The 16,574-nt window shown below is 67.9% G+C and carries 11 protein-coding genes; 6 read left to right on the top strand and 5 right to left on the bottom strand.

Annotated features, from left to right (window positions below):
• Window positions 1–68: 68 nt before the first annotated feature.
• Window positions 69–2,336, bottom strand: a complete 2,268-nt coding sequence (locus tag H536_RS0112385) for a transglycosylase domain-containing protein (protein WP_024350765.1) — start codon at window positions 2,334–2,336, stop codon at window positions 69–71.
• A gap of 396 nt (window positions 2,337–2,732) precedes the next feature.
• On the opposite strand from H536_RS0112385, the gene H536_RS0112380 reads away from it, so the two are divergent.
• Window positions 2,733–3,527, top strand: a complete 795-nt coding sequence (locus H536_RS0112380) for an SDR family NAD(P)-dependent oxidoreductase (RefSeq protein WP_024350764.1) — start codon at window positions 2,733–2,735, stop codon at window positions 3,525–3,527.
• 94 nt (window positions 3,528–3,621) lie between these two features.
• Here the strand turns inward: H536_RS0112380 and H536_RS0112375 are convergent, their stop codons facing one another.
• From H536_RS0112375 to H536_RS0112360, 4 genes are all read right to left on the bottom strand, one after another.
• Window positions 3,622–4,455, bottom strand: coding sequence for a MipA/OmpV family protein (locus H536_RS0112375; RefSeq protein ID WP_024350763.1), 834 nt, complete (start codon window positions 4,453–4,455; stop codon window positions 3,622–3,624).
• Between the two features lie 282 nt (window positions 4,456–4,737).
• Window positions 4,738–6,129, bottom strand: coding sequence for a M20/M25/M40 family metallo-hydrolase (locus H536_RS0112370; RefSeq protein WP_024350762.1), 1,392 nt, complete (start codon window positions 6,127–6,129; stop codon window positions 4,738–4,740).
• Between the two features lie 169 nt (window positions 6,130–6,298).
• Window positions 6,299–7,135, bottom strand: coding sequence for an S-formylglutathione hydrolase (gene fghA / locus H536_RS0112365; RefSeq protein WP_024350761.1), 837 nt, complete (start codon window positions 7,133–7,135; stop codon window positions 6,299–6,301).
• The gene (locus H536_RS0112360) at window positions 7,135–8,244 is read right to left on the bottom strand and encodes an S-(hydroxymethyl)glutathione dehydrogenase/class III alcohol dehydrogenase (protein ID WP_009211254.1); all 1,110 of its coding nucleotides are present in this window, start codon (window positions 8,242–8,244) and stop codon (window positions 7,135–7,137) included. Before H536_RS0112360 ends, fghA begins: the two co-directional genes overlap by 1 nt.
• A 636-nt stretch (window positions 8,245–8,880) precedes the next feature.
• Between H536_RS0112360 and polA the strand changes: the two genes are divergently transcribed.
• The 5 genes from polA to H536_RS25490 all read left to right on the top strand — a co-directional run bounded on the left by polA (window position 8,881) and on the right by H536_RS25490 (window position 16,457).
• The gene (polA, locus tag H536_RS0112350) at window positions 8,881–11,811 is read left to right on the top strand and encodes a DNA polymerase I (RefSeq protein WP_024350760.1); all 2,931 of its coding nucleotides are present in this window, start codon (window positions 8,881–8,883) and stop codon (window positions 11,809–11,811) included.
• A gap of 92 nt (window positions 11,812–11,903) precedes the next feature.
• Complete coding sequence (locus H536_RS0112345; RefSeq protein ID WP_024350759.1) at window positions 11,904–13,151, top strand: PAS domain-containing protein; 1,248 nt, start codon at window positions 11,904–11,906, stop codon at window positions 13,149–13,151.
• Entirely contained in the window at window positions 13,148–13,864 is a 717-nt protein-coding gene (pyrF, locus tag H536_RS0112340; RefSeq protein WP_024350758.1) for an orotidine-5'-phosphate decarboxylase, read from the top strand. The genes H536_RS0112345 and pyrF overlap by 4 nt, the downstream gene beginning before the upstream one ends.
• Window positions 13,865–13,936: 72 nt before the next feature.
• Complete coding sequence (locus H536_RS0112335; RefSeq protein WP_024350757.1) at window positions 13,937–14,230, top strand: DUF1330 domain-containing protein; 294 nt, start codon at window positions 13,937–13,939, stop codon at window positions 14,228–14,230.
• A 256-nt stretch (window positions 14,231–14,486) separates the two neighbouring features.
• The gene (locus H536_RS25490; protein WP_024350756.1) at window positions 14,487–16,457 is read left to right on the top strand and encodes a polyhydroxyalkanoate depolymerase; all 1,971 of its coding nucleotides are present in this window, start codon (window positions 14,487–14,489) and stop codon (window positions 16,455–16,457) included.
• Window positions 16,458–16,574 lie beyond the last annotated feature (117 nt).

Genomic DNA, 16,574 nt, shown 5'->3' with positions numbered 1-16,574 from the left:
AGGTCCTCGAACGCGCAGAACCGAGAAAGACAGCCGGCGGACAGGCCGCCGGCCAATGCAAGGGCCGGTCAGCCCCCGAAGATGCTTCTGAACAGCGAGCGGTCGCTGGAGCGGCCCCGGGCCGGCCCCTCGACGGTCACCCCCGGCGGCGGTGCGCTGTCATAGACGCGGCCGCCCCCTTCGGCCGGCAGACCCTGCGGCGGGATAGGCGCCTCGCCGTTCTGACGGTAATAGGGATCGGCCGATTCCCCCTCGTAGAACCCGCCATCCGAATAGCCGCTATCGGCCGTCAGCGGCGCCTGCGCCTCGCCGATCCGGTAGTCGCCGGGCAGCGGGATCGGGTCGAGCCCCTCATGGGCGGCCGTCATGAAATCGTGCCAGGCCTCGGCCGGCAGCGAGCCGCCGGTGACCTTGCGCATCTTGGCGCCATTGTCGTTGCCCAGCCACACGCCGGTGGTGAGATTGGCCGTGTAGCCGACGAACCAGGCGTCCTTGAAGTCCTGGGTCGTGCCGGTCTTGCCGGCGGCCTGCCAGCCGTCGATCGCCGCCCTGCGCCCGGTGCCGGCCGACACGACGCGCGTCAGCATGGCGTTCATCATGCCCACGATCTCCGGTGAGACGACGACAGGCGGCACTTCGGCGCCCCGTTCCCACACCACCTTGCCCTGCTCGGTGACGACGCGGTTCACCAGATGCGGCGTCGCGCGGTAGCCGCCATTGGCCAGTGCCGTGAAGGCACCGGTCAGTTCGACCAGCGAGACTTCCGAGGTGCCGAGCGCGATGGAGGCGTTGTCGACGAGGTCGGACTTGATGCCCATGCGATGCGCCGTCTCGATCACCGCGTCGGCGCCGGCGCTGTCCACCAGCCGCGCCGCGACGGTGTTGAGCGACTGGCGCAGGGCGTCGGCGACGGTGACCGGACCGCGGAACTTGTTGTCGTAGTTCTGCGGCGACCAGTTTCCGATCCGCACCGGGGCGTCGTCGATGATCGATTCCGGCCGCCAGCCCTTTTCGAGAGCGGTGGCGTAGACGAAGGGCTTGAAGGTCGAGCCCGGCTGGCGCTTGGCGTCGACCGCGCGGTTGAACTGGCTCTGGGCATAGTCGCGGCCGCCGACCAGCGCGCGGATCGCACCGGTGCCGTCCACCGCCACGAGGGCGCCCTGGCTGACATTCTGCGAGGCGCCGTCGACGGTCTTGCGCACGACCTCCTCGGCCTTCTTCTCGAGGGCGAGGTCGATGGTGGTCTCGACGATGACGTCCTGGTCGATGTCGCCGACCAGCTGCTTGATGTCGCGCATCACCAGATCGGCGGCGTAATGCTCGCCGCCCGTCCAGTAGCTCTTGGCATTGGTCGGCTTCTGGGCCTTGGCGTCGGCATATTCGGCCTGGCTGATGAAGCCCTCGTCGCGCATCGCCGCCAGCACCACTTCGGCCCGCGCCTTGGCGGCGGCCGGATCGTTGGCCGGCGACAGCCGCGAGGGCGCCTTCAGGAGGCCCGCCAGCAGCGCTGCCTCACCAAGATTCACCTCTTCGGCCGGCTTGTCGAAATAGCGCCGGGACGCTGCCTCGACGCCGGTCGAACCGGAGCCGAAATAGACCCGGTTCAGATACATCTCGAGGATCTGGTCCTTGGTGAATTTCTGCTCCAGCCACAAAGCCAGGATCGCTTCCTGTATCTTGCGGCGGATGGTCTGGTCGGGATTGAGGAAGACGTTCTTGGCGAGCTGCTGGGTCAGGGTCGAGCCGCCCTGCACGGTTTCGCCGGCCGCCATGTTCTGCATGAAGGCGCGGGTGATGCCGATCGGATCGACGCCCCAATGGTCGTAGAAGCGCCGGTCCTCGATGGCGATCACCGCCTGCGGGATATAGGGGCTCATCTCGTCCAGCGAGACTTCCTTGCCGCCGGTCAGGCCGCGATTGGCCATCAGCTCGCCGGCTACCGAGACGATCTTGACGTTGGGCGGCCGGTCCGGGATCGCCCAGGCTTCCTGCGGCAGCTTGACGGCCATGTAGCCGACCACGGCCGCCACCGTCAGCCCGCCGACGACGCCGAGCATCAGGAACAGCCGGAAGACATGGCCGAGGAAGCTGCGCCGGCGGCGTCCTCCGCCACGGCCCGAGCCACCGCCGCCCTGCGTCTTGCCGCGGCCGCGCCGGCTGGAGGCGGCGGGCTTGGCCGTCTTGCGGTCGTTGACGGGTTTCTTCGCGGTCTTGCGGCGCGGACCGCTGGAAGCGTTCGGAACGGCGCGATCGTCGGCGCTGATGCGGAAGTCGTCGTCGCCGAGTTCGGAACCGCCGAAGCTGGGTTCGATGCGCTCGTGCCGTCGTGCCGCCATTCGGACGTCTTTCCCTCACGAACCGGCAGGGCCGGTCCTGTTCGTTACGCGAAGGCCGTTGCGCGTCGCGCGCGGATCGGCCTCCAACCCCAAGTGTCGCGCAGGAGACGTCGCCCGGCCGGATCGCCGACTTGCGTCGGACCGGTCCATGCGCCAACCGACCGGGCCCCCAAGCCCCGTCGCAAACGTCTCCGCAGATCCGCGATGCAGCTTAAATGCGGCGAATTAACGGGGCATTAAGCAATGCGGCAGCGGCCGGAACGCCGCGAACCCCCACCTGCCAGCCGTCGGGCGCGCCCCGAGACCCCATTGATGCGCCCGAAGCGCTGCGCCATGTCCCGCCGAAACGGGGACGCCTGGCGCCCCGACCCGGAGATTTGCGAGAAGGAAGACGCCATGAACATCGACCTGTCCGGCAAGCGCGCCGTGGTCACCGGTTCGACCGGCGGGATCGGTCTGGCCGCGGCCATCGGCCTTGCCCGTGCCGGCGCCAGCGTGGTGGTGAACGGGCGCGGCGAGGACCGGGTGGAGACCGCCGTGCGCAAGGTGGTCGACGCCGTGCCGCGCGCCGACGTCTCGGGCGCCGCCGCCGACCTGATGACCGCCGACGGCTGCAAGGCGCTCGTCCGCGCCGTGCCCGACCCCGACATCGTCGTCAACAATGTCGGGATCTTCGGGCCGAAACCCTTCTTCGAGATCGGGGACGATGTCTGGGAGGATTTCTTCCAGCTCAACGTCATGTCCGGCGTGCGCCTGTCGCGGGCGTGGATGCCGGCCATGATGGAGCGCGGCTGGGGGCGCTTGGTGTTCCTGTCGTCGGAATCGGCGCTGAACATTCCCGCCGACATGATCCATTACGGCTTCACCAAGACCGCGCTGTTGTCGGTTTCGCGGGGGCTCGCCAAGCTGGCCGGCGGCTCCGGCGTCACCGTCAATTCGGTGCTGCCCGGACCGACCATGTCGGAGGGTGTCGAGGGGATGCTGGCGGAGATGGCGTCGGAACAGGGCATCTCGATCGAGGAGGCGGGCGTCGCCTTCGTCAAGGCGGCGCGGCCGAGCTCGATCATCGGCCGACCCGCGACGGTCGAGGAGGTCGCCAACATGATCGTCTATGCCTGCTCGAAGGAGGCGTCGGCGACCACCGGCGCGGCCTTGCGCGTCGATGGCGGCGTGGTCGACACCATCGCCTGACGATTAAGCTACCGGCGCGCGGCGCCCGATACGAAAAGGGCCCGGTCGCTGGCGACCGGGCCCTTGAAGAGAAAAGCGCTGAAAGCCGGCCGTCCTACCAGAGGTCGAGCGAGAAGCGCTTGGAGACGCCGAGGCCGAAGAAATACTGGTTCTCGTCGCCCGCCTGCACGATCGGGGAATCCTTGGCGTCGCCGACCAGCCGGTCGTATTTGGCGTCGGCATTGATGAACCAGTCGGTGAAGATCTCGTAGCGCGCCGAAGCGGCGACGCCGACGCTCTTGAAGCCGCCATCGGGATCGTAGGCGCCAAGGCGGAAGCCGGACGCAACCGATTCGCGGGCGCTGACGCCGAAATAGGAATCCATGTAGTCGCTGGAGGCGAAGCTGGCGGTCGGACCGGCCTTCAGCACCAGGCGCTCGGTCGGCCGGGCGATCAGATTCGCGCCAATGTCGCCGACGAAGCCGTCGGCACCGCCGAAGGCATAGCGCACGGCGCCGTAGACTTCGGCGCTCTGCCACTCGTAGCTGGCCTTCAGGCCGAGCTCGTAGGTGGCATCGAGATCGTCGAGGCCGGTCAGCTCCGAATAGTCGCTCGCGTCGCGGTCGCCGATATAGTCGAAGGAGGGTCCGATCGACAGGCCGAGGCCGTCCTTGCCGCCGAAGGAGCCGATGCCCGGCAGGTTCAGATATTCGACGCTGATGATCGGCGACGGATTGATCTGGTACTCGTCCGAGCCGAGATATTCCGGCGACACGATGCCGGAGATGCCGAGCTCGAAGACGAAGTCGGTATCGCCATAGTCGTTGGCGGCGGGCGCCAGCGGCGCCGGGGCCGGGTCGTAGGGGGCGTAGACGGCATCGGCGGCAGCCGCGCTCAGCGAGGTCGCGAGCAGCAGGGCGAGGGCCGAGGCGGCGGTACGAATGCGCATGTCTGATACTCCAGCCTGTCACGCCATTCTTCGATCCATCGGACCGCGTGGCGTGTTGTTGCCTTCGTTCATACGGGAAATTCGCGATCCATCAATTGCCGGAAGAGCCCCGCCGACGCTTTGCCGGGGCGCCGTTGCGCCGCAGGCACAGTGACGGGATGGCGCAGGCCGGCAAGGGGCGATTGCGCGCCTGGAAAACCCTCGGTCCGACAGGCAAAGGGCGCGGCCGCCGGTTGGCGCCGCGCCCTTTCGTTCGAGCGGTCGGAGAACCCGGGCGAAATCTCAGTCGCCGGCGCCCAGCGCCGCCAGTACGCGGGCCCAGGAGCGCTGGCCCTTGTGGAAGGAGCTCATCTCGTACTTTTCGTTCGGCGAATGGATGCGGTCGTCGCCGAGGCCGAAGCCGATCAGCAGCGATTCCATGCCGAGCCGCGCCTTGAACTCGCCCACCACGGGGATCGAGCCGCCCATGCCGATCATCACGGCGGGCTTCGGCCATTCGTCCGAGAGCGCGGCGCGCGCCTTGCCGAGCCAGGGCGAATCGAAGGGGAGCTGGATCGCCGGCGAGCCGCCATGGGGATGGTATTCGACCGAGCAATCGGCCGGCAGGCGGGCTTCGACGAAGGCGCGGAAGGCGGCGCGGATCTTGTCCGGGTCCTGGCCGGCGACCAGCCGGAAGGAGACCTTCACCATCGCCTGCGAGGCGATGACGGTCTTGAAGCCCTTGCCGGTATAGCCGCCGGAAATGCCGTTGAACTCCGCCGTCGGGCGCGCCCAGACCTGCTCCAGCACCGAGCGACCGGTCTCGCCGGCCGGCACCGACAGGCCGACCGAGCCGAGGAATTCCTCGGCCGAGAAGTCGAGCCCGTCCCAGATGGCGCGCACCTCGTCCGGAATGTCCTGGACGCCGTCGTAGAAGCCGGGGACGGTGACGCGGCCGTCGGCGTCGTGGATGTCGGCAAGGATGCGGGCGAGGACCCGGATCGGGTTTTGCGCGGCGCCGCCGAAATAGCCCGAATGCAGGTCCTGGTTCGCCGCCGTCAGGACGATTTCCTCGCCGACGAGGCCGCGCAGGCCGGTCGAGATCGCCGGGGTCTCGCGGTCCCACATATTGGTGTCGCAGACCAGCGCCACGTCGGCCGACAGTTCGTCGCGATTGGCGTCGAGGAACGGGGTCAGCGAGGGCGAACCGGATTCCTCCTCGCCCTCGAGGAAGATCGTGACCTTGCAGGGCAGGCCGCCGGTCTCGGCCTTGTAGGCGCGGCAGGCCTCGATGAAGGTCATCAGCTGGCCCTTGTCGTCCGCCGAACCGCGCGCCACGATCCGCTTGGTGCCGTCCGGGCCGTCCTTGACGACGGGCTCGAAGGGCGCGGTCTCCCACAACTCCAGCGGGTCGACCGGCTGGACGTCGTAATGGCCGTAGAACAGGACGTGCGGCGCGCCGTCCGGCCCGTCGTGATGGGCGACGACCATCGGGTGGCCCGGCGTCTCGCGCAGCGAGGCGTCGAAGCCGATCGCGTCGAGGTCGCCGACGAGATATTCCGCCGCGCGGCGGCAATCGGCGGCATAGGCCGGATCGGTGGAGATCGACGGGATTTTCAGGAGATCGGTGAGCCGGCCGAGCGAGCGCTCGAGATTGAGGTCGAGGCAGGCAAGGACGCTGTCGAGATTGGCCATGGGAGATCCGTTTCTGCAAGGGAGCGGCCGCGCGGCGGGCGGGGCCGGGTCGTGCCCGTGAAGATGGGGCGCAGGCACGCGATGTCCTTCGTTACGGGAGACATCGGGTGGGGATCAAGGCCGATGCCGGGCGGCGCGTCGTGGTGCCGCCCGGCAGGATGTCGCGCGCTTAGCCCAGCCGTTCGGCGTGCCAGCGCAGATGGTCTTCCATGAAGGTGGAGATGAAGTAGTAGCTGTGGTCGTAGCCCGGCTGGCGCCGCAGCGTCAGCGCGATCCCGGCATCGGCGCAGGCCTTTTCCAGGAGTTCCGGCTTCAGCTGCTCGGCGAGGAAATTGTCGGCCTCGCCCTGGTCGACCAGAAGGTCCTTCACCCGCGCGCCGTCCTCGATCAGCGCCACCGCGTCGTGCTTGCGCCACGCGGCCTTGTCGTCGCCGAGATAGAGCGGCAGGGCCTTGTGGCCCCACGGCACCTGGCCAGGCGCGACGATCGGCGCGAAGGCCGAGACGGCCTTGTAGCGGTCCGGATGGGTCAGGCCGATGGTCAGGGCGCCATGGCCGCCCATGGAATGGCCGAGGATCGACTGCCGGGCCATGTCGGCCGGAAATTCGGCTGCGACGAGCGCCGGCAGTTCCTCGGTGACATAGGACCACATGCGGTAGTTCTCGGCGAAGGGCGCCTGCGTGGCGTCGACGTAGAAGCCGGCGCCGAGGCCGAAATCGTAGGCGCCCTCGGCATCGTCCGGCACGCCTTCGCCGCGCGGGCTGGTGTCCGGCGCCACGAAGATCAGGCCGAGCTCGGCGCAGATGCGCCGGTACTCGCCCTTTTCGGTGACGTTGGCATGGGTGCAGGTGAGGCCCGACAGGTACCAGACCACCGGCAGCTTCGCGCCGTCGGCGTGCGGCGGCACGAACACCGAGAAGGTCATCTCGGTGCCGGTTTCCTTCGAGGCGTGGCGGTAGACCCCCTGCACGCCGCCATGGGCGGTGTTGGTGGAGACGGTCTTCATCAGAACACCACCACCGAACGGATCGACTTGCCCTCATGCATCAGGTCGAAGCCCTTGTTGATCTCTTCGAGCGTCAGCGTGTGGGTGATCATCGGGTCGATCTGGATCTTGCCGTCCATGTACCAGTCGACGATCTTCGGCGTGTCGGTGCGCCCGCGCGCGCCACCGAAGGCCGAGCCCTTCCAGACGCGGCCGGTGACGAGCTGGAACGGCCGGGTCGAGATCTCCTTGCCGGCCTCGGCGACGCCGATGACCACGGAGACGCCCCAGCCGCGATGGCAGGCTTCCAGCGCCTGGCGCATGACCATGGTGTTGCCGGTGCAGTCGAAGGTGTAGTCGGCGCCGCCGCCGGTCAGCTCGACCAGATGCGCGACGATGTCGCCCTCGATCTCCTTCGGATTGACGAAATGGGTCATGCCGAAGCGCTCGCCCCATTCCTTCTTGTCGTTGTTGAGATCGACGCCGATGATCTTGTCGGCACCGACGAGGCGGGCGCCCTGGATGACGTTCAGGCCGATGCCGCCGAGGCCGAAGACCACGACATTGGCGCCCGGCTCGACCTTGGCGGTGTTGACCACGGCGCCGACGCCGGTGGTCACGCCGCAGCCGCAATAGCAGGAGGTCTTGAAGGGCGCGTCTTCGCGGATCTTGGCGACCGCGATCTCGGGCAGCACGGTGAAGTTCGAGAAGGTCGAGCAGCCCATGTAATGGTAGATCGGCTTGCCCTTGTAGGAGAAGCGCGAGGTGCCGTCGGGCATGACGCCCTTGCCCTGGGTGGCACGGATGGCGGTGCACAGATTGGTCTTGCCCGACAGGCACGACTTACACTGGCGGCATTCCGGCGTGTAGAGCGGAATCACGTGGTCCCCGGGCTTCACATAGGTGACGCCAGCGCCGACCTCGCGGACGATGCCCGCGCCCTCATGGCCGAGGACCGAGGGGAACAGGCCTTCCGAATCGAGGCCGTCCAGCGTGTAGGCATCGGTATGGCAGATGCCGGTCGCCATGATCTCGACGAGGACCTCGCCGGCTTTGGGGCCTTCGAGGTCGAGTTCGACGATCTCCAGCGGCTTCTTGGCTTCGAATGCGACGGCGGCGCGGGTCTTCATAGAGGTCTCCAGACTGTCGGTGCCGGGTTCCTGCTAGACGTTTCGGGCCGCGATGCAAATACCCCGAAAGGCGGTCGGCGCCGACAAATGGCAGCCGGCAAGCCGCGACAAACGCTTGCGATCAGCGCCGAAGCGATAGCAGCCGACGAGATTCAGCCTGCGACGATGATGGTCTGGAAGAGGGGTGGGGACGCGAGAAGAGAGCCGCCGCGGCCTGGAGGGGGATACACCGCAACGACTCTCTCGCTTAGTCCGAGCGGCGCGCCCCGGAGAGGGGGAAAGGGGCCGTGTCGCTCTCCATTCCGGCACATAAGCGGGGGACGTGCTTGTGGCCGAACACGACGCTCGGGGCGTCGTTGAACAAGAGATGCGTCGTGGGGTGGGGGAAATCAAGCAATGGACTCGTGAAGGGCGATCACATCGCCGTGATCGCACCATTGCCAAACCGTAACAAACAGCAACAATCGTGTGATTGCAAGGGGGGCGGGCTAATTTGTGCGCCAGCGCGCCGCGCCGCGGCCCGGGAAAGGCGCAGAAACGGCGGCGGCAACCCCGTCTCCGGGCCATGCCGGCAGACGCTTTGGAGAGGCCGCAAACCGGATGGACTCGCGCGAGACGCCAAGCTACGACCGGCCCATGAACAAGGGCGACCATCTCTTCCTCGTCGACGGATCGGCGTATATCTTCCGGGCCTACCACGCGCTGCCGCCGCTGACGCGCAAGTCCGACGGCCTGCCGGTCGGCGCCGTCTCGGGCTTCTGCAACATGCTGTGGAAGCTGGTCGAGGAATCCCGCGATACCTCGGTCGGCGTCGCGCCGACCCATTTCGCGGTGATCTTCGACCATTCCTCGACGACCTTCCGCAACGAGCTCTATGCCGACTACAAGGCCAATCGCGAGGCGCCGCCCGAGGACCTCGTCCCGCAATTCGCGCTGATCCGCGAGGCGGTGCGCGCCTTCGACCTGCCCTGCATCGAGAAGCAGGGTTTCGAGGCCGACGACCTGATCGCCACCTATACGCGCCATGCCGTCGAGGCGGGCGGCGACGTGACCATCGTCTCCTCCGACAAGGATCTGATGCAGCTCGTCGGGCCGCGGGTCATCCTCTACGACCAGATGAAGGACAAGCGCCTCGGCCCCGACGAGGTGAAGGAGAAGTTCGGCGTTCATCCGGACAAGATGATCGACCTGCAGGCGCTGGTCGGCGACACCTCCGACAACGTGCCGGGCGTGCCGGGCATCGGCCCGAAGACCGCCGCGCAGCTGCTGGCGGAATATGGCGATCTCGAAACGCTGCTGGAGCGCGCCGCCGAGATCAAGCAGAACAAGCGCCGCGAGAACCTGATCGCCTTCGCCGACCAGGCGCGGCTGTCGAAGACACTGGTCACCCTCGACCAGAACACGCCCCTCGACGTGCCGCTGGACGACCTGTTCATCCACGAGCCGGATGGCGAGAAGCTGATCTCCTTCCTGAAGGCGATGGAGTTCACCTCCCTGACCCGCCGGGCCGCGGCCCAGCTCGGCACCGATGCCTCCGAGGTCGAGAGCGCGGCGATCGCCGTCGACACGCCGGCGCGCGGGCCCGACCTCGACCCGGCCGGATCGGCCGTTGCTGCGCCCGGTGCCGGCGACGCCGCCCTGCCGCTGACGCCCTCAGCCCTCGTCGAAAGCCGCCGGGCGGCTGCCGCGGCCGCGGTCTTCGACCTCAGCGCCTATGTCACCATCCGCGACGCGGCGACGCTGTCGGCATGGATGGACGAGGCGCGCGAGACCGGCCTTCTCGCCTTCGATACCGAGGCGAGTTCGCTGTCGGCGATGAAATGCGACCTCGTCGGCGTGTCGTTCGCCACGAAAGCGGGCCGCGCCGCCTATGTGCCGCTCGCCCATGTCTCGCCGTCGGGCGAGGCCGACCTCCTGTCCGACAAGGCGGTGGAGGACGAGATCGGTCCGCAGCTGCCGATGGACGAGGCGCTGGCCATCCTGAAGCCGGTGCTGGAGGACGATGCCGTCCTGAAGATCGGCCAGAACGTCAAATATGACTATCTCGTCATGCGCCGCCACGGCATCACCATGGCGCCCTTCGACGACACCATGCTGATCTCCTACGCCCTCGACGCCTCGGCCTCGCTGGCCGGCCACGGCATGGACGAATTGTCGGAGCGTTTCCTCGGCCACAAGCCGATGAGCTACAAGGAGCTCTGCGGCTCCGGCAAGGGCGCCAAGCCGATCGCCGCCTGCGCCATCGACAAGGTCACCGCCTACGCCGCCGAGGATGCCGACGTTACGCTGCGGCTGTGGCAGGTGCTCAAGCCGCGCCTGGTCGCCGAAGGCCTCGCCTCCGTCTACGAGCGGCTGGAGCGGCCGCTGGTCGCCGTGCTCGCCCGCATGGAAGAGCGCGGCATCAAGGTCGACCGGCAGATCCTGTCGCGCCTGTCCGGCCGCTTCGCCCAGAAGCAGGCGGGCCTCGAAGCCGAGATCGCCGAGATCGCCGGGGAAACCTTCAATCCCGGCTCGCCCAAGCAGCTCGGCGAGGTGCTGTTCGGCAAGCTCGGCCTGCCCGGCGGCAAGAAGACCAAGAGCGGCCAGTGGTCGACCGACGTGCGCGTCCTCGAGGACCTGGCCGCCGAGGGCCATCCGCTACCGCGGCGCATCGTCGACTGGCGCCAGCTCACCAAGCTGAAGGGCACCTATACCGACACGCTGCCGGGTCACATGGATGCACAGGGGCGCATCCACACCTCCTATTCCATGGCCTCGACCACCACGGGGCGGCTGTCCTCCTCTGAGCCGAACCTGCAGAACATCCCGGTGCGCACCGAGGAGGGGCGGGCGATCCGCACCGCCTTCGTCGCGCCGGCCGGCCACAGCCTGGTCTCGGCCGACTACAGCCAGATCGAATTGCGGATCCTCGCCCATATCGCCGACATCCCGCAGCTGAAGGAGGCCTTCCGCGAAGGGCTCGACATTCACGCAATGACCGCGTCGGAAATGTTCGGGGTGCCGGTGGAGGGCATGCCGTCGGAGATCCGCCGCCGCGCCAAGGCGATCAATTTCGGCATCATCTACGGCATCTCGGCCTTCGGCCTCGCCAACCAGCTGTCGATCCCGCGCGACGAGGCCGGCACCTACATCAAGCGCTATTTCGAGCGCTTCCCCGGCATCCGCGACTACATGGATTCCACCAAGGCCTTCGCCAAGGAACACGGCCATGTGGAGACCCTGTTCGGCCGGCGGGTGCACTATCCCGACATCCGCTCGCCCAATGCCTCGATCCGCGCCTTCAACGAGCGGGCGGCGATCAACGCGCCGATCCAGGGCACCGCGGCCGACATCATCCGCCGCGCCATGATCCGCATGGAGCCCGCGCTGGCCGACGCCGGCCTGTCGGCGCGGATGCTGCTGCAGGTCCATGACGAACTGATCTTCGAGGTCGAGGACGAGGAGGTCGAAGCGACCATTCCGGTGGTCCGCAAGGTGATGGAGGAAGCGGCCCTGCCGGTCGTCCAGCTCTCGGTGCCGATCGAGGTCGATGCCAAGGCCGCGGCGAACTGGGACGAGGCGCACTAGGTCGGCGGCATCCGGACATTGCCTGACGGGCAATCGGCTTTATCTTTGGCCGACGGCCCGACACGCGGGCAGACGACGGTGAGAGAGGTTCGATGGGGCGTTTCGACGGAGATGCGCATGGCACGCCCGCCATGCCCGAGGACATCAGCACGACTGCCCTCGCCAAGATGCCGCTGGCTCTGGTCCTCACCAATCCCAATCTGGACGACAATCCCATTGTCTATGCCAACCGGGCATTCGAGAAGATCACCCGCTATTCCTCCGACGCGGTGATCGGCCGCAATTGCCGGTTCCTGCAGGGCGACGACACCGACCCCGCGCAGGTTCGCCAGCTGGCGCAGGCCGTGCGCGAGGAGCGTGACTTCTCCGTCGACATCGTCAATTACCGCTCCGACGGCACGAAGTTCCTCAACCGGCTGATGATCACGCCGCTCTATGACGAGGACCGCAATCTCCAGTGCTTCCTCGGCGTCCAGCGCGACATGAGCGAGGGGGCGGATTTCGACCCGTCGCGGCAGGGCGGCGAGGCCGAGCGGATCGACGCGGCGCTCGGCGAGGTCCAGCACCGGGTCAAGAACCATCTGGCCATGGTCGTCGGCATGATCCGCATGCAGGCCCGGGCCAAGACCAGCAAGGAAGCCTTCGACGCGCTGGCACGGCGCATCGAGAGCCTGCAGCTGCTCTATCAGGAGATGACCGAGGCCGGGATCGCGTCGACCCGGTCAAAGCGCGTGCCGCTGGGCGCCTATGTCAGCCGGATCGCGGCGACCATCGGCCATCTCGACGGGCGTCGCTCGATCCGCGTCAACATCGACTGCGACGCCATCGAGGACGACGTGGAGCGGGCGGCGCGGATCGGGCTCCTGTTCTCCGAGCTCCTGACCAATGCGCTCAAGCATGCCTTCGAGGGCCGCGAGGAAGGACTGGTCGAGGCGCGCCTCAAGATGCTGTCCTCCGGCGTCATCCGCATGACCGTGTCCGACGACGGCATCGGCCTGCCCGACGGCAGCCAGTGGCCTTACCGGAGCGACGACCGGCCGGCCGATCGCGCCCGCGCCGCCGATGCGGCGCAAGAGCCCAATGTCGCCCGCCAGATCGCCGAATCCATCGGCCATGGCCGCGCCGGCAGCGACGACGATGCCGATGCAGAGACCGGCAGCGAGGTCGTCGATACCAGCGGCAACGCGCTCGCCCGCCAGCGCCGGACCCAAGCGCAGGGTGGCCTCGGCGGACGGATCACCCTATCGCTCGTGCAAGGGCTGAACGCCCGGATCGATGTCAGCAGCGAGATGGCGGGGACGGTCGTGACCGTCGACATTCCCCCGGAGGATTCCAATTGAATGCAGTGACAAACCGCGCGGCAGCCCGTGACCGGCTGATCGTCGGCCTCGACGTGCCCACCTGGGCGGAGGCGGAGACGATCGTCGATACGCTCGGCGACGAGGTGCTCTGGTACAAGATCGGCTACCAGCTCGCCTATGCCGGCGGCCTGCCGCTGGTCAGCGAGCTCGCCCGCGCCGGCAAGCAGGTGTTCCTCGACCTCAAGCTCCTCGACATCTCCAACACCGTCGCCAAGGGCGTCGAGAGCGCCCAGGCGCTCGGCGCCGCGATGCTGACGATCCATGCCTATCCCCATGCCATGAAGGCGGCGGTCGCGGCGGCCAGCGGATCGCCCCTGACGCTTCTCGGCGTCACCGTTCTGACCTCGCTGGACGATGCCGACCTGGAGGATGCGGGCTACGGCCTCACCGTGCCCGAGCTGGTCGCCCGGCGGGCGCAGCAGGCGCGCGACATCGGCATGGGCGGCATCGTCTCGGCCGCGTCCGAGGCCGGCCCGATGCGCGAACTGATCGGTCCGGACATGGCGATCGTCACGCCTGGCATCCGCCCGGCCGGCGCTGCGGCCGGCGACCAGAAGCGGGTGGCGACGCCCGGCGATGCGCTGCGGGCAGGGGCTTCGCATCTGGTGGTGGCGCGGCCGATCGTGGCCGCCAGCGATCCGCGCCGGGCCGCCATCGCCATTCTCGACGAAATGGCCGCCGCGCTGGGCTGACGACACAATCAAGCCGATGTCACGCATCGCCGCCGCGGCCGCTGGGGACGTGGTGCAACGGGAGGGAAAATCATGGCCAAGGGATACTGGATCGCGCGCGTCGATGTGCACGACGCCGAGGGCTACAAGGGCTATGTCGAGACCGCGGGGCCGGCCTTCAAGGAATATGGCGCGCGCTTCCTGGTGCGCGGCGGCCCCTTCGTCGAGCTGGAAGGTACGGCGCGCAGCCGCAACGTCGTGATCGAGTTCGACAGCGTCGAGACGGCGCGTGCCTGCTATGAGAGCGAGCAGTACCAGAAGGCCAAGGCGATCCGGCAGCGTTATGCCGACGCCGAGATGGTCATCGTCGAGGGCTATGAGGGCTGACAGCGGCCGCAGCGCATGGGACTCGCACCCGAGCTGCATGGCCGGGTGTGACGGCCCCGTGACTGTCTGGCGCAAGCATTTCGGCGCATGCTTGACCGAACGTCGTCGGCGGCTCCGGAACGCCGGGGTCGTCGCTGCGTTGCAACGTGGGAAGCCGCGTCGGCAAGGGCGCATCCCGGCGTGCCGCACCGTGAGCGGATTTGTGCATTGCAGCAATAATTGCTAGATTGCCGGAAACTAAAACGAGCGAGAGCCGATGCTGTACCACTTCTATGAATGGAACCATGCCGCGCTCGTCCCGCTCCGCGCCGCCGCGGACGCCACGAAGCTGTTCTACGAAAACCCGCTGAATCCCCTGTCCCACATGCCGGTGGGCCGCTCCATGGCGGCCGCCGCCGAGTTGTTCGAGCGCACCACCCGCGTCTACGGCAAGCCGGAATTCGGCCTGCACGAGACCGTCGTCGATGGCCAGCGCATTCCGGTGCAGGACAAGGTCGTCTGGCAGAAGCCCTTCGGTCAGTTGCTGCATTTCGAGCGCGAACTGCCCAAGCGGCACGGCAAGGACCCGCGCTTCCTCGTGGTGGCGCCGATGTCCGGCCACTACGCGACGCTGCTGCGCGGGACGGTCGAGGCGCTGCTCCCCTATGCCGAAGTCTACATCACCGACTGGCGCGACGCCCGCAAGGTGCCGCTGGCCGACGGCAAGTTCGATCTCGACGATTATGTCGATTACCTGATCGAGATGCTGCAGTTCCTCGGGCCCGACACCCATGTCATCGGCGTCTGCCAGCCGGCCGTGCCGGTGATGATGGCGGTGGCACACATGGAGGCCGAGGGCGACGATTGCGCGCCGGCCACCATGACGCTGATGGGCGGCCCGATCGACACCCGCATCAATCCGACCTCGGTCAACCAGCTCGCCCAGGAAAAGGGCATCGACTGGTTCCGGGACAATGTCGTGATGCCGGTGCCGTTCCCGCAGCCGGGCTTCATGCGCCAGGTCTATCCGGGCTTCCTGCAGCTGACCGGCTTCATGTCGATGAATCTCGATCGGCACATGACGGCCCACAAGGAATTCTTTTGGCATCTGGTCAAGGATGACGGCGACTCCGCCGACAAGCACCGCGAGTTCTACGACGAATACAACGCGGTCATGGACCTGACCGCCGAGTTCTACCTGCAGACCGTCGACGAGGTCTTCATCAAGCACTCGCTGCCGAAGGGCGAGATGATGCATCGCGGCCAGCGGATCGACCTGACCAAGATCAGGCGCACCGCGCTGCTGACCGTCGAAGGCGAGAACGACGACATTTCCGGCGTCGGCCAGACCGAGGCCGCGCAGCATCTGTGCGTCAACATCCCCGACGACAAGCGCGTCCACTACGTGCAGCCCAAGGTCGGCCATTACGGCGTCTTCAACGGCTCGCGCTTCCGGGCCGAGATCTGCCCGCGCATCGTCGATTTCGCCCTGACCCACGGCACCACCCATTCGGCGGCCTCGCTGCCGAAGCGGGGCCAGCCGGCTAAGGCAACGGGCACGCCCGAGCGTGAAGGCGCCGTCGCCGAGCGCGAGGCCAAGGCAGAAACCCTCGGCAAGGACGTGACCGGTGCCGGCGAGACGGTTCTGGCCGGCGCCGTCGTCTCCGAAAGCGGGGCGGCCAAGTCCGTGGCAGCCGCCGCGCAGGCGGCCGTGACCCCGGCACCGGAGGCTGTTGCCCCGGCTCCGGCCAAGGCGAAGAAGAGCGCGCCGGCCGTAGCGAAGACGACAGCGGCAAAGACGACCGCCAAGTCCCCGGCCACGGCCCGAAAGCCGGCGGCGCGCAAGGTTGCTGCCAAATCCGCGCCCGTGGCGGAAGCCAAGCCGGCGAAGGCGCCTGCGCCGCAGCCGCGCCCCGCCGCCAACGACCAGCCGGCCTCGGCCGGCGCTGCCAAGCCGGCACCTGCGGCCGAGACGAAGCCTGTGGCCGAAGCGGTGACGCCGTCAGTGAAGGTTGAAAAGCCGGCCGGGACCGTCGCTGCCGCCAAGCCGGCAGTCGAAGTCGCAAAGCCCGCCGAGAAAATTGCAGCGGCCAAGCCGGATATTGCGAAGCCCGAACAGGTCGCGGCCTCGGCATCCGCAGGGAACACGGCGCCGGAGGCAAAGGCTGCGGCGCCGGTGGCGGGCAAGCCGGAGACCGGCGGCAACCGCCAGACCCGGCGCGCCGCCGCCACGCGCCGCCGCCGCTAAAACGGCGCCTCGACGGAATGGCATGACGGACGGCGCCGGGGGCGTCGTCCGCGTTGTCTTGTCAGCTCGTCGTGAGCGCATCCGCCTCACCGGCGGGCCGGCGATCGGTGCGCCGGT

The organism is Aurantimonas coralicida DSM 14790, from assembly GCF_000421645.1.
In the GTDB taxonomy this organism is placed as follows: Bacteria; Pseudomonadota; Alphaproteobacteria; order Rhizobiales; family Rhizobiaceae; genus Aurantimonas; species Aurantimonas coralicida.
Note: the sequence above shows the minus strand (reverse complement) of the source record. Positions and strands in the feature narration are given on the sequence as shown.

What these genes read in the sequence shown, in the direction of transcription:
- H536_RS0112375 (WP_024350763.1), bottom strand. Translation starts at nt 4,455, where the DNA reads ATGCGCATTCGTACCGCCGCCTCGGCCCTCGCCCTGCTGCTCGCGACC.
- H536_RS0112380 (WP_024350764.1), top strand. Translation starts at nt 2,733, where the DNA reads ATGAACATCGACCTGTCCGGCAAGCGCGCCGTGGTCACCGGTTCGACC.
- polA (WP_024350760.1), top strand. Translation starts at nt 8,881, where the DNA reads ATGAACAAGGGCGACCATCTCTTCCTCGTCGACGGATCGGCGTATATC.
- H536_RS0112335 (WP_024350757.1), top strand. Translation starts at nt 13,937, where the DNA reads ATGGCCAAGGGATACTGGATCGCGCGCGTCGATGTGCACGACGCCGAG.
- H536_RS0112345 (WP_024350759.1), top strand. Translation starts at nt 11,904, where the DNA reads ATGGGGCGTTTCGACGGAGATGCGCATGGCACGCCCGCCATGCCCGAG.
- H536_RS0112385 (WP_024350765.1), bottom strand. Translation starts at nt 2,336, where the DNA reads ATGGCGGCACGACGGCACGAGCGCATCGAACCCAGCTTCGGCGGTTCC.
- H536_RS25490 (WP_024350756.1), top strand. Translation starts at nt 14,487, where the DNA reads ATGCTGTACCACTTCTATGAATGGAACCATGCCGCGCTCGTCCCGCTC.
- fghA (WP_024350761.1), bottom strand. Translation starts at nt 7,135, where the DNA reads ATGAAGACCGTCTCCACCAACACCGCCCATGGCGGCGTGCAGGGGGTC.
- H536_RS0112370 (WP_024350762.1), bottom strand. Translation starts at nt 6,129, where the DNA reads ATGGCCAATCTCGACAGCGTCCTTGCCTGCCTCGACCTCAATCTCGAG.
- H536_RS0112360 (WP_009211254.1), bottom strand. Translation starts at nt 8,244, where the DNA reads ATGAAGACCCGCGCCGCCGTCGCATTCGAAGCCAAGAAGCCGCTGGAG.